Source organism: Streptomyces sp. NPDC096323, assembly GCF_040302845.1.
Classification (GTDB): Bacteria; Actinomycetota; Actinomycetes; order Streptomycetales; family Streptomycetaceae; genus Streptomyces.
The window spans coordinates 320,446-338,698 of the sequence record NZ_JBEOSI010000005.1; the positions used below are offsets into that span (position 1 = coordinate 320,446).

Below are 18,253 nucleotides of genomic sequence, written 5' to 3' on the forward strand. Positions count from 1 at the left end.
TTACAGCACCTCCGGCGCGAGCGAGATGATCTTCATGAACTTCTTCTCGCGCAGCTCACGGCCCACCGGGCCGAAGATACGGGTGCCGCGGGGGTCGCCGTCGTTCTTCAGAATGACGGCGGCGTTCTCGTCGAAGCGGATGTACGAGCCATCCTGACGACGACGCTCCTTGACGGTGCGAACGATGACGGCCTTGACGACGTCACCCTTCTTCACGTTGCCACCGGGGATCGCGTCCTTGACGGTGGCGACGATGACGTCACCGATGCCCGCGTAGCGGCGACCCGAGCCACCGAGAACACGGATGGTGAGAATTTCCTTCGCACCCGTGTTGTCGGCGACACGCAGTCGCGACTCCTGCTGGATCACGTCTATCTCCTGATCGTCTGCCGGTTCCCGGCGGGGGCCGCTCCGTTACCGGAACGGACCCCCGCCGAGCCTGGCGGAACCTGCCTGAAGGGGAAGCCCCTCAGGAATTACTTGGCCTTCTCGAGGATCTCGACGATGCGCCACCGCTTCGTGGCGGACAGCGGCCGGGTCTCCATCAGGAGGACGCGGTCGCCGACGCCGGCGGCGTTCTGCTCGTCGTGAGCCTTGAGCTTGTTCGTACGGCGGATGACCTTGCCGTACAGCGCGTGCTTGACGCGGTCCTCGACAGCGACGACGACGGTCTTGTCCATCTTGTCGCTGACGACCAGACCCTCACGGGTCTTGCGGAAACCGCGGTCGGTGTTCGTCTCAGTCACAGTCTTCTCGCTCATCAGACGCTCTCCACCGTCTCGATACCGAGCTCGCGCTCGCGCATCAGGGTGTAGATCCGGGCGATGTCCTTACGGACGGACTTGAGCCGGCCGTGGTTCTCGAGCTGTCCGGTCGCCGCCTGGAAGCGGAGGTTGAACAGCTCTTCCTTGGCCTCGCGGAGCTTGTTGAGGAGCTCCTCGTCGCCCAGCTCGCGCAGCTCGGACGTCTTGGTACCGGCCGACATCACGACTCACCTGCCTCGCGCCGAACAATCCGGCACTTCATCGGAAGCTTGTGAGCAGCGCGGGTGAGCGCCTCACGAGCAATCTTCTCGTTCGGGTAGGACAGCTCGAACATCACCCGGCCCGGCTTGACGTTCGCGATCCACCACTCGGGAGAACCCTTACCGGAACCCATGCGGGTCTCGGCAGGCTTCTTCGTCAGGGGGCGGTCCGGGTAGATGTTGATCCAGACCTTGCCGCCACGCTTGATGTGACGGGTCATCGCGATACGAGCGGACTCGATCTGACGGTTCGTCACGTACGCCGGGGTCAGCGCCTGGATGCCGTACTCGCCGAACGCAACCTGCGTGCCACCCTTGGACATACCGCTGCGCTTCGGGTGGTGCTGCTTGCGGTGCTTGACCCTACGGGGGATCAGCATTTCGGTCAGGCCTCCGTTCCGGTGCTCTCAGCAGCCGGAGCAGCGGCGGACGCGTCGGCCTTGGGGGCCTCGGCGGCCGGAGCCGTCTGCTGCGGCTTGCGGCCGCGACCGCCACGCTCGCCACCACGGGCACCGCGGCCGGCCGGACGGTCAGCGCCGCCACGGGCCGGGCGGTTGCCCGCACGGGCAGCAGCGTTCTCGGCGCGGACCTCGGCGATGTTCTTGACGTCGCCCTTGTAGATCCAGACCTTCACACCGATGCGGCCGAAGGTCGTCTTGGCCTCGAAGAAGCCGTAGTCGACGTTCGCACGGAGGGTGTGCAGGGGCACGCGGCCCTCGCGGTAGAACTCCGAGCGGGACATCTCGGCGCCGCCGAGGCGGCCACCGCACTGGATCTTGATGCCCTTGGCGCCGGCCTTCATCGTGCTCTGCATGCTCTTACGCATGGCACGACGGAAGGAGACGCGGGAGGAGAGCTGCTCGGCGACGGCCTGGGCCACCAGCTGAGCGTCCACCTCGGGGTTCTTGACCTCGAGGATGTTCAGCTGGACCTGCTTGCCGGTCAGCTTCTCCAGCTCGCCACGGATGCGGTCGGCCTCGGCGCCGCGGCGGCCGATGACGATGCCCGGGCGGGCGGTGTGGATGTCAACGCGGACGCGGTCGCGGGTGCGCTCGATCTCGACCTTCGAGATGCCGGCCCGCTCCATGCCCTTCGTCATCATGCGACGAATGGCGACGTCTTCCTTGACGTAGTCCTTGTACAGCTTGTCGGCGTACCAACGGGACTTGAAGTCCGTGGTAATGCCGAGCCGGAACCCGTGCGGGTTTACCTTCTGGCCCATTACCGGGTTCCTTCCTTGCTGCTGACGACCACGGTGATGTGGCTGGTCCGCTTACGGATCCGGTAGGCACGGCCCTGAGCACGCGGACGGAACCGCTTCAGGGTCGGACCCTCGTCCACAAACGCCTCGCTGATGACCAGCGAAGAGGCGTCGGGGTGGTCGTAGTTGTGTGCAGCGTTGGCAATGGCGCTGTCAAGCACCTTGCCAACCGGCACGCTCGCGGCCTGCGGGGCGAAACGCAGGACCGCCTGAGCCTCCGTGGCATCCATGCCACGGATGAGGTCCACCACTCGGCGGGCCTTCATGGGCGTGACGCGGATGTACCGCGCCTGGGCCCTGGCTTCCATGGTTGTCCCTTCGGTGTGAGTCATAGTCGTTTCCACCCCGCGCTAGCGGCGCTTCGACTTCCGGTCGTCCTTGACGTGGCCGCGGAAGGTGCGAGTCGGCGAGAACTCGCCGAGCTTGTGGCCGACCATCGACTCGGTGACGAACACCGGGACATGGATCTTGCCGTTGTGCACCGCGATGGTGTGACCCAGCATGGCCGGGATGATCATCGAGCGACGGGACCAGGTCTTGATGACGTTCTTGGTGCCTGCTTCGTTCTGTACGTCCACCTTCTTGACGAGGTGTCCGTCGACGAAGGGCCCCTTCTTGAGACTGCGCGGCATCTAAACCCGCTCCTAGCGCTTCTTGTTCGTCTTGCGGCGGCGGACGATGTACTTGCTCGATGCCTTCTTCGGCGAGCGAGTACGACCCTCCTTCTGACCCCACGGCGAGACCGGGTGACGTCCACCGGAGGTCTTGCCTTCACCACCACCGTGCGGGTGGTCGACCGGGTTCATCGCAACACCGCGGACGGACGGGCGAACGCCCTTCCAGCGCATGCGACCGGCCTTGCCCCAGTTGATGTTCGACTGCTCGGCGTTGCCGACCTCACCGATCGTGGCGCGGCAGCGGGCGTCGACCAGGCGGATCTCACCCGACGGCATACGAAGGTGGGCCATGGTGCCCTCCTTCGCCAGCAGCTGCACGGAGGCACCCGCGGAACGGGCGAACTTCGCGCCGCCGCCGGGCCGCAGCTCGATGGCGTGGATGGTCGTACCGACCGGGATGTTGCGCAGCGCCAGGTTGTTGCCGGGCTTGATGTCGGCGGCCGGGCCGTTCTCGACACGGTCGCCCTGGCCCAGACCACGCGGCGCGATGATGTAGCGCTTCTCGCCGTCCGCGTAGTGCAGGAGCGCGATGCGCGCGGTGCGGTTCGGGTCGTACTCGATGTGCGCGACCTTGGCCGGCACGCCGTCCTTGTCGTGACGACGGAAGTCGATCACGCGGTAGGCGCGCTTGTGGCCACCACCCTGGTGACGGACGGTCACACGACCGGTGTTGTTACGGCCGCCCTTGCTGTGCAGGGGGCGGACCAGCGACTTCTCCGGCGTGGACCGCGTGATCTCGACAAAGTCGGCGACGCTGGAGCCACGACGGCCCGGGGTCGTCGGCTTGTACTTGCGGATACCCATTTCTCAGTCCTCGTCCGATTCCGGACGACTCGACCTCCGTTAGGAGGTCGGGCCGCCGAAGATGTCGATTCGGTCGCCCTCAGCGAGGGTCACGATGGCGCGCTTGGTGTCAGCGCGCTTGCCGAAACCGGTCTTGGTGCGCTTGCGCTTACCCTGACGGTTGATCGTGTTGACCCCGGTGACCTTGACCGAGAAGACCGCTTCCACGGCCTGCTTGATCTGGGTCTTGTTGGAGCCGGGCGCGACGATGAACGTGTACTTGTTCTCGTCGAGCAGCGCGTAGCTCTTCTCCGAAACAACCGGCTTGACGAGAACGTCACGCGGGTCGGAGTAGGTCTTGCTGGTAACGGTCGCCTCACTCATCAGGCGTCGCTCCCTTCGGTCTCAGCGGTCTGGGGGCCAGACACGAAGGACTCGAAAGCGGCCTGGGTGAAGACCACGTCGTCAGAGACGATCACGTCGTACGTGTTCAGCTGGCCCGGGTCCAGGATGTGCACCTGGGGCAGGTTGCGTGCGGAGAGCCACGCGGCCTCGTCGCTGCGCTCGACGACCAGGAGCACGTTGTTGCGCTCCGAGATCTTGCCGAGCAGCGTCTTGACGGCCTTGGTGGAGATCCCACTCTCGATCACGCCGGTGACGACGTGGATGCGGGAGTGACGCGCCCGGTCCGAGAGGGCACCGCGCAGGGCGGCGGCCTTCATCTTCTTGGGGGTGCGCTGCGAGTAGTCGCGCGGCTTGGGGCCGTGCACGACGCCACCGCCGACGAACTGCGGCGCGCGGGTCGAACCCTGGCGGGCGCGGCCGGTGCCCTTCTGGCGGTAAGGCTTGCGCCCACCACCACGGACTTCGCCGCGACGCTTGGTCGAGTGCGTGCCCTGACGGGCAGCTGCCAGCTGTGCGACAACGACCTGGTGGATCAGCGGAACGCTGGTCTTCGCGTCGAAGATCTCCGCGGGGAGCTCGACGGTACCGGCCTTGTCGCCTGCCGGCGAAAGGATGTCAATGGTGCTCATTACCTCAAGCCCCCTTGGCCGCGGTACGGACCAGGACGAGGCCGCCGTTCGGACCGGGGACTGCGCCCTTGATGAGGAGCAGACCCTTCTCCGCGTCAACCGCGTGGATGGTCAGGTTCTGGGTGGTGACGCGCTCGTTACCCATCCGGCCGGCCATGCGCATGCCCTTGAAGACACGCCCAGGGGTGGCGCAGCCACCGATCGAACCGGGGGAACGGTGCTTGCGCTGGACGCCGTGACCGGCGCCGAGGCCCTTGAAGTTGTGACGCTTCATGACACCGGCGAAGCCCTTGCCCTTGCTCTTGCCCGTGACGTCAACCTTGACGCCGGACTCGAACACCTGGGCGGTGATCTCCTGGCCGAGCGTGTACTCGCTCGCGTCAGGGGTGCGGAGCTCCACCAGGTGGCGGCGGGGGGTCACGTCGGCCTTGGCGAAGTGGCCCTTGAGGGGCTTGTTCACCTTGCGCGGGTCGATCTCGCCGAAGGCGATCTGGACCGACTCGTAGCCGTCGCTGTCGTTCGTGCGGACCTGCGTCACGACGCACGGACCGGCCTTGACGACGGTCACCGGGACAACCCGGTTGTTCTCGTCCCAGACCTGGGTCATGCCGAGCTTCTCGCCCAGGACGCCCTTGATGTTCTTGCTCATCTCGGCCCGTCCCTTCAGAGCTTGATCTCGATGTCGACGCCAGCCGGCAGGTCGAGGCGCATCAGCGAGTCAACCGTCTTCGGGGTGGGGTCGAGAATGTCGATGAGGCGCTTGTGCGTGCGCATCTCGAAGTGCTCGCGAGAGTCCTTGTACTTGTGCGGCGACTTGATGACGCAGTACACGTTCTTCTCAGTGGGCAGCGGCACCGGGCCCGCGACCGACGCACCAGTGCGGGTCACCGTCTCGACGATCTTCTTCGCCGAGGAGTCGATGACCTCGTGGTCGTAGGCCTTGAGCCGGATGCGGATCTTCTGTCCCGCCATGGCTACTAGTAGTCCTGTCTCTCGTAACGCTCTGGAACCCGAGGTTCTGGTAACTCCGCCTCCGACCCACGCGGTCGGGCGTGTCGCATCCCCTCTACGAAAATCTCCCGAAGGAGATCCCAACCAAGGGGGTGCGGGCCTGAGACCGCGCTGCCGGGGGTGAAACCCCACCGGGCGCCTGGCCGGTGCCACACATACGCTTCCCGAAAGATTCCCGTACGTCCGGCCCAAGGGGCCGACGAGTACTGTGGGACTCGCTTCCGGTCCTCCCGGCGGGAGGCGCGCAGCATTGACACTCAACCGAGCAACCTGGCTAGTGTGCCATACGGGACATGGGCCTGGCCAATCGGGCCGGAGATCCTACCCCCCGCGCCGCCGTGGTCAAACGCGGGCACGAATCGTGCGGACCGGCCGGTTCTCCCGCCGCGATATTCGGTCGAGCGCCGCAGGCCGCCGCCCCTAGTGTGACCGACCGGGACGGCAACGGCACGGGGGCACAGAAATGCGTACGCACTATCCGCGGACTCCGCATCTGCCCTGGTCACCCGGGGCCACCTCCGACGACGTGCGCCTGAGCGACCTCGCCGGGCTGACCGGCTGCGAGGTCGTGGTCACCGAGAAGCTCGACGGCGAGAACACCACGCTGTACGCCGACGGCCTGCACGCCCGCTCCCTCGACTCGGCCCACCATCCTTCGCGCGGATGGGTCAAGGCGCTCCAGGGCCGGATCGGCCCCCGCATCCCGGCGGGGTGGCGGATCTGCGGCGAGAACATGTTCGCCCGCCACTCGATCCCGTACGAGGACCTGGCGAGCTACTTCTACGGCTTCTCCGTCTGGGACGGCGACGTCTGCCTGGACTGGGACCGGACCGTGGACTTCCTCCGGGACCTCGGTATCCCGGCCCCGCCCGTGCTGTGGCGCGGTGTGTTCGACGCCCGCGCCGAGAAGGCGCTGCGCGCGATGAGGCCGGACACGGACCGCCAGGAGGGGTACGTCGTCCGCCCCGCCGAGGCCTTTCCCGCCGCCGCGTTCACCCGGCGCGTCGCGAAGTGGGTGCGGCCGGGCCACGTGACCACGGACACCCACTGGATGCACGCGGAGGTGGTGGCGAACGGGCTGGGCCCCGCCGCCGCCCTCTGGTCCGTGCGCTCGGGCGCCCCCGTGGACCCGGCGGCGCTCGCCGTCGCGGTCGGCACCGGGGCGGGTGGGGCGGCGGGCGGCGCAGGGCAGTCGGCGGCGCGTTCCGTCGCCGCGGGCACCGGCCCCGGCGACGCACGGGCCGCCCTCGCGGCGGCCGACGCCCTCGACGCACGTGGCCGCACCGGCGACGACCGGCTGGCCGGGGTGCTCGCCGCCCTGCTGCACCGCACCCGGCGGGCCGCACTCGCCCCGGCGCTCGCCGGACCGCTCGGGATGCCACTCGCCCGGCGGACCGCGGACCTCGTCGGCCTGTACCCGGCGCTGCACCGCCCCTACCCGGACGAGCAGCGCCGCGCCGGCCTGGCGAGGATGGCGCTCGCCGCCCGCCTGCCGGTCCTGCACGCGGTGGCGGACGCACTCGCCGAGGGCCCCGAGGCCCGCGAACAGGTGGAGTGGTCGGCCCTGCACGTCCAGGACGTGCGCGAGCCCGACGGACTGCGTGAGGCCTTCGCAGGCCTGGAGCCGGACGCCGCCGACCGCTGTCTGGCGCAGGCCCGTGAGGCGTACGCGCAGGGCCGCGTCACCACCCCGGAGGAGGCGGTCGCCGCGACCTGGCGGTGGCGGTCAGGGGACTTCCCGCGCCTGGTCCACCTGGTCGGCCCCTCCGGCAGCGGGAAGAGCACCTTCGCCCGCGGTCTGCCGGGCATCGCCACGTACATCTCGCTCGACGACCTGCGCGAGGCCCGTGGCTCACGCGCCGACCAGAGCGCCAACGAGGAGGTCATGCGCGACGGCCTGCGCCGCCTGGACGCCGCCCTGGTCCCCGGCGCCACCGTGGTCTGGGACGCCACCTCGCTCAACCCGCACCAGCGCTCCGTGATCCACGCGACCGCCCACCGCCGGGACGCCCTGCTCACCCATGCGGTGGCGTGGGTGGGCGCGGCGGAGCTGACCGCGCGCAACGCTCGCCGCGACCATCCGGTGCCGCCGGAGGTCCTGGCCGCGCAGCTGCGCCGCTTCGTGCCCCCGTACCCCGGCCAGGCCCACCGCACCTGGTACATCGGCACGAGCGGAACCGTGGAGGACCGGGCCTGATGCGTACGAGCGAGGAGATCTACCACCGGGTCCGCTGGGACGCCCGCTTCGACCCGGCGCGCTTCGTCCTGGGCGTCGCCCAGCGCGGCCGGGACCCCAAGCGAGTGCCGCTGGACCGCTTCACGCCGGGCGGCGACATCCCCTGGCACCGGGTGCTGTTCGTCGAGGCGGACGGCGAGGTGGTGTGGGACCGGTCCACGGGCGTCGACCGGATCGACGAGACGGACGCGGGCCGGGCACGGAACCCGCGCCGGCTGCCCTCCCCCTACTTCACCTCCCGTGTCCCGCACGCCTTCTCCCCTTCTACGGGCGCGTGGGAACCGGCACCCGCCCGGCCCCCGGGCCCGTCCGGCCCCCTGACGGTGCTCACCTGGAACACCCTCTGGGACCGCTACGACAGCGACCGCATCGACACGGCCCGGCGCCGCCCGCTCCTCCTCGACGCCCTGCGCGCGGCGGACGCGGACGTCATCGCGCTCCAGGAGGTGGAGCCGGCGCTGCTGGCTCTGCTACTGGACTGCGACTGGGTACGGGCCGGGTACGTCCTGGCCATCGACCCGCCCGGCCGCGATGTGGCGGACAACGGCCTGCTGCTGCTCAGCCGCCTGCCGGTCAGCGAGGCGGGTCTGCACACTCTCGGCCCGCACAAGGCCGTGTCCGCAGCCGTCGTCGAGACGGCCGAGGGCCCCGTCACGGTCGCCGTGACCCACCTCAGCAGCGACCACTCCCCCGACGGAGCGGCCCGCCGCGACCACGAACTCGCCGACCTGGCAACGGGGTTGGCGGCGGTGGAGGGCGAACTGCTCCTCGTCGGCGATTTCAACGACGGCGGCGACGGCCCGCAGACCCGCCTGGGAATGACGGACGCCTGGACGGAGATTCACGGCCCCGCCGACACCACTCCCACCTTCGACCCGTCCGTGAACCCGCTCGCCGCGATCTCCTCCCTCTCGGGCCGCGTCTCCCGACTGGACAGGGTCCTGCTGCGCACGGAACGGCTGCGCGCCCGGTCGGCGTCCCTGACGGGCGAGGTGCCGGGCCCGGAGGGGCTGTACGTCTCCGACCACTACGGCGTAAGGGTGGAGCTGGGCCCACCGCTTCCGGCGGCCGACACGAACGGCATCGCGGACCGGGTCGCCGCCGCCCTCCCCGGTGCCCGGGTCCACGTCGTCGGCTCCCGGCGCATGGGCTGCGCGCTCCCCGGCGCGGACCTGGACCTGGTCGCGGCGCTGCCCGGGGCACCCGATCCGGCGGGGATGCGGTCGCGGCTGACGGCTGCCTTCCCGGAGGCGCGGGACCTGCGCGAGGTGACGGGGGCCCGGGTCCCCGGCCTGCGCTGGGAGCTCGACGGCCTCCGGGTCGACCTGGTCACCGTGGCAACCGGCTCCCTCTCCCCCGCCGACGCGGTCGCCCGCCGGACGGAGCTGGGCGAGGCGGCGGCGGTCGCGCTGAGCGCGGTGAGCGACGCGGAAGCGGTGCTCGCGGCGGCGGACCCGTACCGCGCGCCCTTCGCCGCGCTCGCCCGGGACGTCAAGGCGTGGGCGGCGGCCCGGGGCCTGGACGCCGCGCCGTGCGGCGGACTGCCGGGCCTCGCCTGGACCGTCCTCGCGGCCCGCACCGTCCACGAGGCCGGCGACCTGCCGCCGCTCCCCCTCCTCCGCCACTTCTTCGCGACCTGGGCGGCATGGGACTGGGACGAGGCGGTGGGGTCGGCCCCTGCCGCCGGGGCTCCCGTCACGGTGCTGACCCCGACCGCGCCCGTGCGTTCCTGCACCACGCAGGTCTCCGCCGCCGGCCGCGAGCTCCTGACCGCCGAGCTGTACCGCGCCTGGGAGATCCTGGAGGCCGCGGAGGACGGCACCGACCCGCGTGCGCCGCTGTGCGCGCCGCCGCACCTCGCCGACCTGCACCCGTCCTGGGCCCTCGCCTCTGTACCCCCGGGCGGCCCGGACGAGGGGCGGCTACGCGGCCGCCTCCTCGCCCTGTCGGCAGCCCTCGCCGAGGCGGGCGCCGCCGACTGCCGTATCTGGCCGCGCCCGCTCAGCGTCGGCGGCCGCACGGGGTACGCGATCGGGCTCGGCGCGGCCCCGCCCCCGGCTCACCGGCTGGCGGAGATCGGGGCGGAGGTGCTGCGGGGGATTCGGGGGGCGTCGTTGACCCCGGTACGTATGTAGAGGTCAGCGTCCGGCGGCGTACGGGACGAAGCGCGTCCAGGAGTCGGACGTGAAGGCGAGCCGAGAGCCCTGCGCGTTCTTGGAGTCGCGCACGTGGACTGCGTCGGGGGCTGTCGCGACCTCGACGCAATCGCCTTCGTTGCCATTGCTGCTGTAGCTGCTTTTGAACCAGACCGGCTCGGAGTCGGCCTGCGTGGAGGTCCTGCGCATCATGTCTCTCCCAGCACTTGCTCGATGAGGGCCAGAGTCTCCCGGGGAGTGAGAGCCTCGGCCCGGATGACGCCATACCGCAGTTCGAGAATACGGAGTTGCTTCGCGTCGGTCACCCGGCGCCCGTTGAATGCCCCGTGCGATCGCCCCACCGCCGTACCGTCGTTGAACTTCAGTACGTCGATGTCACCGTCCATCCCAGGATGCGCCTCACGATGCGTAGGCATCACCTGGAGGGTGACATTGCGCAACTTACCGATCTCCAGTAGCCGTTCGAGCTGTCGTCGCCACTCCAGCGTTCCTCCGATGGGCCGCCTGAGTGCCGATTCCTCCTGGACGAAGCTGAGAGCCGGTGACGGCACCCGTTCGAAGATCGCTTGCCGGGCCATGCGCCCAGCCACCATCCGTTCCACCTCGTCCTGCGAGTACGGAGGCTGCCGGGCCTCGAACAGGGCCCGCGCGTGGCCAGGCGTCTGCAACAGCCCATGCAGGCCGTGCGCCACATAGGCCGCAAGCTCAACCGCCTTGGCCTCCACACCCGCCAGGTCCCGCACCTTCTTCGGGTACCGGACCTGGGCCACATCCCGCTTCATCGCGGCGATCTTGCCACCTGCACCTAGCACCTGGTCCGACCGGTCCAGGAACTCCGGCCGAGGAATCCGCCGCCCGCCTTCCACCTTCCGGACCAAGTCCTCCCCGTACCCGATCGCGGCCCCGAACTCGCAAGCTCGCATCCCGGCCGCTTCCCGCCACGCCTTGATCTGACGTCCCACGGCGGCGACCACCGCGACGCCCGACTCGTCATCGGGATCGACTTCCCAACCGGGCTCGTCCGCCCCGCCGTCGCCCTGCTCCGTACCGACCCCGTCCACACTCATCCGTGCCCCACTTCCGACGTGCGTGCCGTTCTCCGTCAACCGCCTCTGTTCCCCGCACGTCACTCCGGACAGCCGGGACAGCACTGGACAAGCCCGGGACAATCGCCGTACGCAAGGGCTGTGTCACTGGGCACGGTACGCAGACCCGGCCACGCTGAGTGACGTGAACCAACAAACCGTCACTCCCCAACTTCAGCCCGCCGAACGCACGTTCACGGTGTTGCTCTCCCCCACGCGTCGAGGCGCCCGGCTGGCTCGCCTCCTCGCCGTGGCCCATCTCGATCTCTGGAGCCTGCCCTCCGAGTCGGCCGCGCACATCGTCGCGGAGCTCGCCACCAACGCCTCGGTCCACGGGCGGGTGACGGGCCGGGACTTCCAACTGCGCCTCACCGTCCAGGCATACGACCGCCTGCGGATCGAGGTCACCGACACCCGGGGCGATCACCTGCCCGTCGCCGTGACCCCCGACCCGTTGACCGAGAGCGGGCGCGGCCTGCTCATCGTCGAGGCGCTCGCCGACCGCTGGGGGATCATCCCGGGACCGGTCCCGCGCAAGACGGTGTGGGCGGAACTCGACCTCGTACCGTGACCGAGTCCACCGGGTCGTGGATGCCCACGACGTAGGAGGCCACGACCCGGTGCACCAGGACGCGGCTGCCCACGACGTCTAAAAGCTTTTAAAGAACTCAGGGAAATAACCCCACCAAACCCCACCCCACCCCCGTCCTGACCTGCGTCACTCGCGCGGGTGAAAAGGGGCAACTGGGCTAGATCGGAGGCGGGTTGGCTGGCATATGCTCGCCGCGACAACCACAGAACATGAGACGGCCCCGGCAGGGATGGCAATCCCGGCCGAGGCCTGACCACGAGGAAGAAGACCCTTCCCGATGGCTATCCCGCAGGTTATCGCGCCCCCGTGCGCCCAGTCCGGCTCCCCCGGCACTCCCAGCGCTCTCGGCACCCTCACCGACGTCACGCCGACTTCCGGCGTCATCCACGTCAACGTCCGCCACGTCTCCGGCTTCGTGGTCATCGGCAACCACCTCGCCCAGAACCGCGAACTCTCCCTGGTCGCGATCGGCCTCGCCGTCCACATCCAGTCGCTGCCCGCCGGGGCGAAAGCCGGCATCAAGGTCCTCACCGACCGCTTCCCGGAGAGCGAAGCCCGCATCACCGCCGCCCTCCACGAACTCGAAGCCGAGGGCTACCTCCACCGCAGCCGCGTCCGCCTCCCCAGCGGCCGCGTCACCACCCGCACGATCTCGTACAACCAGCCCGACCCCAACGCCACCACCCCGCCACCGCCGCGCCGCCCCAAGCGCCGCCGCGACAAGCCCCCCGCCGCAGCAGCGTCAGCACCACCCACGCCCACACCGACCGCCGCGCCCGCCCCTCCCCCGGCCCCCGCCGAGGCACCACAACCGGCCCCGCCCGCACCCGCGCCGCCGCAGGCACCTGCCCCCGCGCCCACACCCGCCCCGGCGCCCGCACCCTTGCCCGCTTCCATCTACGTACCGGCCCCCACCGCCGCACGCAAGCAACCCCCGCAACTCCCCAGCCGGTCGCACCCACCCCCGAACTCCACCGAGCAGCCACCGCACTCCTCGCCGACCTACGCCGCCACACACCCCAACTCACCCTCGCAGAGCGCGACATCGACACCCTCACCCCCGGCGTAGCCGCCTGGCTCGAACGCGACACCCACCCCGACACCATCCGCCACGCCCTCACCAACGACCTCCCCCACCCCGTCAAACACCCGGCGAAATTCCTCCGCCACCGCATCACCACCCTCCTGCCACCCCCACTCCCCGGAGCCCAGGACCTCACACCCCCGCCCCGCCGCAAGATCATCGTCGTCCCCCTCCAGAACTGCGACACCTGCGACCGCGCCTTCCGCGCCACCCACCCCGGCCACTGCCGCGACTGCCTCACCGACGCGCACTCAGCCGCCCACGCCACCCTCTGAACGGAACCGCATGGTCAGCCCACCCCACGAAGCAATGCACCGCATCTTCCAGGAGTACCCCGGCCTCTTCTCCCGCGTCTCCGAACACCTCGGCATCCACATCCCACGCCCCACCTCCGCCACCGTCCTGCCCACCGACCTCACCGAGAACAGCCCCGTCGAACGCCGCGTCGACACCCTCCTGCGCATCGAAACCCAGGACGACGGCCCCTTCCTCCTCGCCATCGAAGCCCAAGGCAAGAAAGACCACCGCAAAACCGCCAGCTGGCCCTACTACGTCAGCTACCTCCACAACCGCTACGGCGCCCTGCCCGTGCTCCTCCTGATCGTCTGCCAGGACCACAGCACCGCCCGCTGGGCCGCCACCCCCATCACCATCGGCCTGCGCCAATGGCCCACCCTCACCCTCAACCCACTCGTCGCCGGACCCCACAACATGCCCGTCATCACCAACGTCGCCGAAGCCCGCAAAGACCTCGCCCTCGCCACCCTCGCCGCCATCACACACGCCGACAATCCGGACGTCGATGCCATACTGAAAACACTCTCCGCCGCCCTGCGCGACACACCCGAGAACATCGCCGACCCCATCGTCGAACTCACCGCACAAGGCCTGGGCAACCGCCCAGCCGCACAACAGTGGAGGAACCTGGTGGCCGTGGACACCTCTTTCTACAAGTCCTTCATCTCCGAAGAAATCCGGGACGAAGGCCGAGCCGAGGGCGAGGCCAAGGGCCTGGCAAGCAGCCTCCGGCTGGTCCTCGAGGCACGCGGCATCTCCCTCACCGACGAGACGCGCACGAAGATCACCACCTGCACCGACCCCGCCCTCCTGCACCAGTGGCTCCAACGCGCCGCCACCGCCACCACCGCCGAGGAAGTCTTCACCGAGGATCACTGATCCGGATGAACCCCTCCACCCACGCGGGGCACTCCGGCAGACCTGGCAGACTCCGACCATGTCTGTACGCACCACTCAACGCTGGGCCCTGCGCCCCGCCACCCCCGATGACCTCGAGGCCATAGTCGAGATCCGGGCCGTCGTCATGCGCCCGGATCTCGTGCGTCTCGGCCGCTACGACGAGGACCGGGTGCGTCAGCGGATGCGGGAGTCCTATCTGCCCGAGTACACCTCGGTGATCGTCGTCGACGGCCGGTTCGGCGGGAGCGTCACGCTGCGGCCCTTCGAGGACGGCTGGTGCCTGGAGAGCTTCTTCATCGACGAGGAACACCAGGGGCGGGGCATCGGCTCGGGCGTGCTGAGCGCCCTGCTGGCCCGTACGGACGCCGAAGGGGTGCCGGTCCGTCTCAACGTGCTCCAGGGCAGCGGGGCCCGGCGGCTGTACGAACGGCACGGGTTCACCACGGAGCGCGAGGACCCGGTCGACGTGTTCATGGTGCGCCGGCCCGCATCCCCGTCGTAGGAAAAAAAGAAGGGCCCCGTCCCACCGCTTGCGCGGCGGGACGGGGCCCTTCTCGGTGCTCTTGTGCGGAGCTACCAGGTCAGACGCTCAAGTAATTACTTGAGGATCTTGGTGACCTGGCCGGCGCCCACGGTCCGGCCACCCTCACGGATGGCGAACTTCAGGCCCTCTTCCATGGCGACCGGCTGGATCAGCGCGACGTCCATGAGGGTGTTGTCACCCGGCATGACCATCTCGGTGCCCTCGGGAAGGGTCACAACGCCCGTCACGTCCGTGGTACGGAAGTAGAACTGCGGGCGGTAGTTGTTGAAGAAGGGGGTGTGACGGCCACCCTCGTCCTTCGACAGGATGTAGGCCTGGGCCTGGAAGTCGGTGTGCGGCGTAACCGAACCCGGCTTGATGATGACCTGGCCGCGCTCGACGTCCTCGCGCTTGATGCCACGGAGGAGCAGACCGACATTCTCACCGGCCTGGCCCTCGTCGAGCAGCTTGCGGAACATCTCGATGCCGGTGACCGTGGTGGTGGTCTTCTCGGTCTTGATACCGACGATGTCGACGGTCTCGTTGACCTTCAGGACACCACGCTCGATACGACCGGTGACGACGGTGCCACGACCGGTGATCGTGAAGACGTCCTCGATCGGCATCAGGAACGGCTTCTCGACGTCACGCTCGGGCTGCGGGATGGACTCGTCGACGGCCTTCATCAGGTCGAGAACGGTCTGGCCCCACTCGGCGTCGCCCTCAAGAGCCTTGAGCGCCGAGACCTTGACGACCGGAAGGTCGTCGCCCGGGAACTCGTACTCGGAGAGGAGCTCACGGACCTCGAGCTCGACGAGCTCCAGGATCTCCTCGTCGTCCACCATGTCGGCCTTGTTCAGGGCGACGACGATGTACGGAACGCCGACCTGGCGGGCCAGGAGCACGTGCTCCTTGGTCTGCGGCATCGGGCCGTCGGTCGCGGCGACGACGAGGATGGCGCCGTCCATCTGCGCCGCACCCGTGATCATGTTCTTGATGTAGTCGGCGTGACCCGGGCAGTCGACGTGCGCGTAGTGACGCGACTCCGTCTGGTACTCGACGTGCGCGATGGAGATGGTGATACCACGCTGACGCTCTTCCGGCGCCTTGTCGATCTGATCGAAGGCCGAGGCCTCGTTCAGGTCCGGGAACGCGTCGTGCAGCACCTTGGTAATGGCGGCCGTGAGGGTCGTCTTACCGTGGTCAATGTGACCGATGGTGCCGATGTTGACGTGCGGCTTAGTCCGCTCGAACTTTGCCTTCGCCACTGGGGTCCTCCTGAGTGGTTCTGTACGCCTTGCTTCATCGGCGCCAGGTGATCTTTGCTGGGATGCCGGTGCCGGGGGCATTCGCCACGCTGCTTACGCGCTGCGGCGAATGCCCGACCGGGCTCCGGTGATAAGCCTAAAGCGTGTGCTCCGAAGAGTTACTCGCCCTTGGCCTTCGCGATGATCTCCTCGGCGACGTTCCGCGGAACCTCGGCGTAGGAGTCGAACTGCATCGAGTAGCTTGCGCGACCCGAGGTCTTGCTGCGGAGGTCTCCGACGTAGCCGAACATCTCCGAGAGGGGCACGAGGCCCTTCACGACGCGAGCGCCGCTGCGCTCCTCCATGGCCTGGATCTGGCCGCGGCGGGAGTTGAGGTCGCCGATGACATCGCCCATGTAGTCCTCGGGCGTGGTGACCTCGACGGCCATCATCGGCTCCAGGAGCACGGGGGACGCCTTGCGGGCACCCTCCTTGAACGCCTGGGAACCGGCGATCTTGAAGGCGAGCTCAGAGGAGTCGACCTCGTGGTAACCACCGTCGAGAAGGGTGACGCGGACGCCGACCATCTCGTAGCCGGCCAGGATGCCGAACTGCATGGCTTCCTGGGCGCCCGCGTCCACCGAGGGAATGTACTCACGGGGGATGCGGCCACCGGTGACCTTGTTGACGAACTCGTAGGACGCGTCGCCACCCTCGATGGGCTCAAGGGCGATCTGCACCTTCGCGAACTGGCCGGTACCACCAGTCTGCTTCTTGTGCGTGTAGTCGATGCGCTCGACGGCCTTGCGGATCGTCTCGCGGTACGCGACCTGCGGCTTGCCGACGTTCGCCTCGACGCGGAACTCGCGCTTCATGCGGTCGACGAGCACCTCGAGGTGAAGCTCGCCCATACCACCGATGATGGTCTGGCCGGTCTCCTCGTCGGAGTGCACCTGGAAGGACGGGTCCTCCTCGGAGAGGCGCTGGATGGCGACACCCAGCTTCTCCTGGTCACCCTTGGACTTGGGCTCGATGGCGACCTGAATGACCGGCGCCGGGAAGTCCATGGACTCCAGGATGACCGGGTTCTTGTCGTCACACAGCGTCTCACCGGTGGTGGTCTGCTTCAGGCCCATGACGGCGATGATGTCACCGGCGCCCACCGACGCGATCTCCTCACGCTTGTTCGCGTGCATGCGGTAGATCTTGCCGATGCGCTCCTTCTTGCCCTTGACCGAGTTCAGCACCGCGGTGCCGGCCTCGAGGCGACCGGAGTAGATCCGGACGAAGGTGAGCTTGCCCAGGTGCGGGTCGCTCGCGATCTTGAACGCCAGGCCGGAGAACGGCTCGTCGTCCGACGGCTTGCGCTTGATGACCTTCTCCGGGTCCTTCACGTCGTGGCCTTCGATGGCCTCGACGTCCAGGGGGGAAGGCAGGTAGCGCACGACCGCGTCGAGCAGGGGCTGGACGCCCTTGTTCTTGAACGCGGTGCCACAGAACACCGGGGTGACGGTGACCGAGTCGGCACTGCCCTTCGACGCGAGGGTGATGCGGCGGATCGCCTCGTGCAGCTGGTCCTGGGTGGGCTCGACGCCCTCCAGGTACAGCTCCATCATCGCGTCGTCGTTCTCGGAGACGGCCTCAAGGAGCTTGCCGCGCCATTCCTCGGCAGCTTCCTTGTGGGTGTCCGGGATCTCGACGGTGTCGTACATCTCGCCCTTGGCGGCCTCTTCGGGCCACACGAAGGCCTTCATCGACACGAGGTCGACGACGCCCTTGAAGTCGGCCTCTGCGCCGATGGGGAGCTGCATGACGAGCGGAACCGCGCCCAGGCGCTCGACGATCATGTCGACACAGCGGTGGAACTCGGCACCCGTGCGGTCGAGCTTGTTGACGAAGCAGATACGCGGCACGCCGTAGCGGTCCGCCTGACGCCAGACGGTCTCGGACTGCGGTTCGACGCCGGCCACACCGTCGAACACGGTGACGGCACCGTCGAGGACGCGGAGCGAACGCTCCACCTCGACGGTGAAGTCGACGTGACCGGGGGTGTCGATGATGTTGATGGTGTGGTCAACATCGTTGAGCGGCCAGTGACAGGTCGTCGCGGCAGACGTGATCGTGATGCCGCGCTCCTGCTCCTGCTCCATCCAGTCCATCGTGGCAGCGCCGTCGTGGACTTCACCGATCTTGTAGCTCACACCGGTGTAGAAGAGGATCCGCTCAGTGGTGGTCGTCTTGCCCGCGTCGATGTGGGCCATGATCCCGATGTTGCGGACCTTGGCCAGGTCAAGCGAAGTGGTGGCCATAAGGCTCAATCTTCTCTCGGTCTCGATGGGGTAA

21 protein-coding genes and 1 pseudogene are annotated in these 18,253 nt (G+C 68.7%); 6 read left to right on the forward strand and 16 right to left on the reverse strand.

Features of this window, described 5'->3' with window-relative positions:
- The 12 genes from rplN to rpsJ all read right to left on the reverse strand — a co-directional run bounded on the left by rplN (position 1) and on the right by rpsJ (position 5,751).
- Entirely contained in the window at positions 1 to 369 is a 369-nt protein-coding gene (gene rplN / locus ABTX18_RS16295) for a 50S ribosomal protein L14 (RefSeq protein ID WP_003966950.1), read from the reverse strand.
- A gap of 107 nt (positions 370 to 476) precedes the next feature.
- Positions 477 to 761: a 30S ribosomal protein S17 gene (gene rpsQ / locus ABTX18_RS16300; RefSeq protein ID WP_073786784.1), complete on the reverse strand. Its 285-nt coding sequence runs from the start codon at positions 759 to 761 to the stop codon at positions 477 to 479.
- Complete coding sequence (rpmC, locus tag ABTX18_RS16305; RefSeq protein ID WP_136328433.1) at positions 761 to 985, reverse strand: 50S ribosomal protein L29; 225 nt, start codon at positions 983 to 985, stop codon at positions 761 to 763. The genes rpsQ and rpmC overlap by 1 nt, the downstream gene beginning before the upstream one ends.
- The gene (gene rplP / locus ABTX18_RS16310; RefSeq protein ID WP_003966953.1) at positions 985 to 1,404 is read right to left on the reverse strand and encodes a 50S ribosomal protein L16; all 420 of its coding nucleotides are present in this window, start codon (positions 1,402 to 1,404) and stop codon (positions 985 to 987) included. Before rplP ends, rpmC begins: the two co-directional genes overlap by 1 nt.
- A 5-nt stretch (positions 1,405 to 1,409) precedes the next feature.
- Entirely contained in the window at positions 1,410 to 2,246 is an 837-nt protein-coding gene (gene rpsC / locus ABTX18_RS16315) for a 30S ribosomal protein S3 (RefSeq protein WP_352123367.1), read from the reverse strand.
- Positions 2,246 to 2,593, reverse strand: a complete 348-nt coding sequence (gene rplV, locus ABTX18_RS16320; RefSeq protein ID WP_073733141.1) for a 50S ribosomal protein L22 — start codon at positions 2,591 to 2,593, stop codon at positions 2,246 to 2,248. The genes rpsC and rplV overlap by 1 nt, the downstream gene beginning before the upstream one ends.
- 42 nt (positions 2,594 to 2,635) lie before the next feature.
- The gene (gene rpsS, locus ABTX18_RS16325; protein WP_015610726.1) at positions 2,636 to 2,917 is read right to left on the reverse strand and encodes a 30S ribosomal protein S19; all 282 of its coding nucleotides are present in this window, start codon (positions 2,915 to 2,917) and stop codon (positions 2,636 to 2,638) included.
- A gap of 12 nt (positions 2,918 to 2,929) precedes the next feature.
- On the reverse strand, positions 2,930 to 3,766 hold the full coding sequence (gene rplB / locus ABTX18_RS16330) for a 50S ribosomal protein L2 (RefSeq protein WP_024494973.1): 837 nt from the start codon (positions 3,764 to 3,766) through the stop codon (positions 2,930 to 2,932).
- A gap of 39 nt (positions 3,767 to 3,805) precedes the next feature.
- Positions 3,806 to 4,129, reverse strand: a complete 324-nt coding sequence (gene rplW, locus ABTX18_RS16335; RefSeq protein WP_014154589.1) for a 50S ribosomal protein L23 — start codon at positions 4,127 to 4,129, stop codon at positions 3,806 to 3,808.
- Positions 4,129 to 4,779, reverse strand: coding sequence for a 50S ribosomal protein L4 (gene rplD / locus ABTX18_RS16340; RefSeq protein ID WP_352123368.1), 651 nt, complete (start codon positions 4,777 to 4,779; stop codon positions 4,129 to 4,131). Before rplD ends, rplW begins: the two co-directional genes overlap by 1 nt.
- A gap of 4 nt (positions 4,780 to 4,783) precedes the next feature.
- Complete coding sequence (gene rplC / locus ABTX18_RS16345) at positions 4,784 to 5,428, reverse strand: 50S ribosomal protein L3 (protein WP_136328436.1); 645 nt, start codon at positions 5,426 to 5,428, stop codon at positions 4,784 to 4,786.
- A 14-nt stretch (positions 5,429 to 5,442) separates the two neighbouring features.
- Positions 5,443 to 5,751 (reverse strand): 30S ribosomal protein S10, encoded by a 309-nt coding sequence (rpsJ, locus tag ABTX18_RS16350; protein WP_003948644.1) that lies wholly within the window; start codon positions 5,749 to 5,751, stop codon positions 5,443 to 5,445.
- A 502-nt stretch (positions 5,752 to 6,253) separates the two neighbouring features.
- Here rpsJ and ABTX18_RS16355 point away from each other — a divergent pair.
- Positions 6,254 to 7,987, forward strand: a complete 1,734-nt coding sequence (locus tag ABTX18_RS16355; RefSeq protein WP_352123369.1) for an RNA ligase family protein — start codon at positions 6,254 to 6,256, stop codon at positions 7,985 to 7,987.
- Positions 7,987 to 10,161 carry an RNA repair domain-containing protein gene (locus ABTX18_RS16360; protein WP_352123370.1) on the forward strand — a complete coding sequence of 725 codons (2,175 nt, stop codon included), beginning with the start codon at positions 7,987 to 7,989 and terminating at the stop codon, positions 10,159 to 10,161. The genes ABTX18_RS16355 and ABTX18_RS16360 overlap by 1 nt, the downstream gene beginning before the upstream one ends.
- A gap of 3 nt (positions 10,162 to 10,164) precedes the next feature.
- On the opposite strand, the gene ABTX18_RS16365 is transcribed toward ABTX18_RS16360, so the two are convergent.
- Positions 10,165 to 10,374, reverse strand: coding sequence for a DUF397 domain-containing protein (locus ABTX18_RS16365; protein WP_352123371.1), 210 nt, complete (start codon positions 10,372 to 10,374; stop codon positions 10,165 to 10,167).
- The gene (locus ABTX18_RS16370) at positions 10,371 to 11,249 is read right to left on the reverse strand and encodes a helix-turn-helix domain-containing protein (protein WP_352123372.1); all 879 of its coding nucleotides are present in this window, start codon (positions 11,247 to 11,249) and stop codon (positions 10,371 to 10,373) included. Before ABTX18_RS16370 ends, ABTX18_RS16365 begins: the two co-directional genes overlap by 4 nt.
- A 163-nt stretch (positions 11,250 to 11,412) precedes the next feature.
- Between ABTX18_RS16370 and ABTX18_RS16375 the strand changes: the two genes are divergently transcribed.
- The 4 genes and pseudogenes from ABTX18_RS16375 to ABTX18_RS16390 all read left to right on the forward strand — a co-directional run bounded on the left by ABTX18_RS16375 (position 11,413) and on the right by ABTX18_RS16390 (position 14,642).
- Positions 11,413 to 11,838 (forward strand): ATP-binding protein, encoded by a 426-nt coding sequence (locus tag ABTX18_RS16375; protein WP_352123373.1) that lies wholly within the window; start codon positions 11,413 to 11,415, stop codon positions 11,836 to 11,838.
- 298 nt (positions 11,839 to 12,136) lie between these two features.
- A pseudogene (locus ABTX18_RS16380) lies at positions 12,137 to 13,218 on the forward strand (helix-turn-helix domain-containing protein).
- Between the two features lie 10 nt (positions 13,219 to 13,228).
- Positions 13,229 to 14,119, forward strand: a complete 891-nt coding sequence (locus tag ABTX18_RS16385; RefSeq protein WP_352123374.1) for a hypothetical protein — start codon at positions 13,229 to 13,231, stop codon at positions 14,117 to 14,119.
- Between the two features lie 58 nt (positions 14,120 to 14,177).
- Positions 14,178 to 14,642, forward strand: coding sequence for a GNAT family N-acetyltransferase (locus ABTX18_RS16390; protein WP_352123375.1), 465 nt, complete (start codon positions 14,178 to 14,180; stop codon positions 14,640 to 14,642).
- 95 nt (positions 14,643 to 14,737) lie between these two features.
- Here ABTX18_RS16390 and tuf read toward each other — a convergent pair whose 3' ends face one another.
- Together tuf and fusA are read right to left on the reverse strand one after the other, a co-directional pair.
- Complete coding sequence (tuf, locus tag ABTX18_RS16395) at positions 14,738 to 15,931, reverse strand: elongation factor Tu (protein ID WP_352123376.1); 1,194 nt, start codon at positions 15,929 to 15,931, stop codon at positions 14,738 to 14,740.
- Positions 15,932 to 16,089: 158 nt separating this feature from the next.
- The gene (gene fusA / locus ABTX18_RS16400) at positions 16,090 to 18,219 is read right to left on the reverse strand and encodes an elongation factor G (protein ID WP_352123377.1); all 2,130 of its coding nucleotides are present in this window, start codon (positions 18,217 to 18,219) and stop codon (positions 16,090 to 16,092) included.
- Between the last annotated feature and the right edge of the window lie 34 nt (positions 18,220 to 18,253).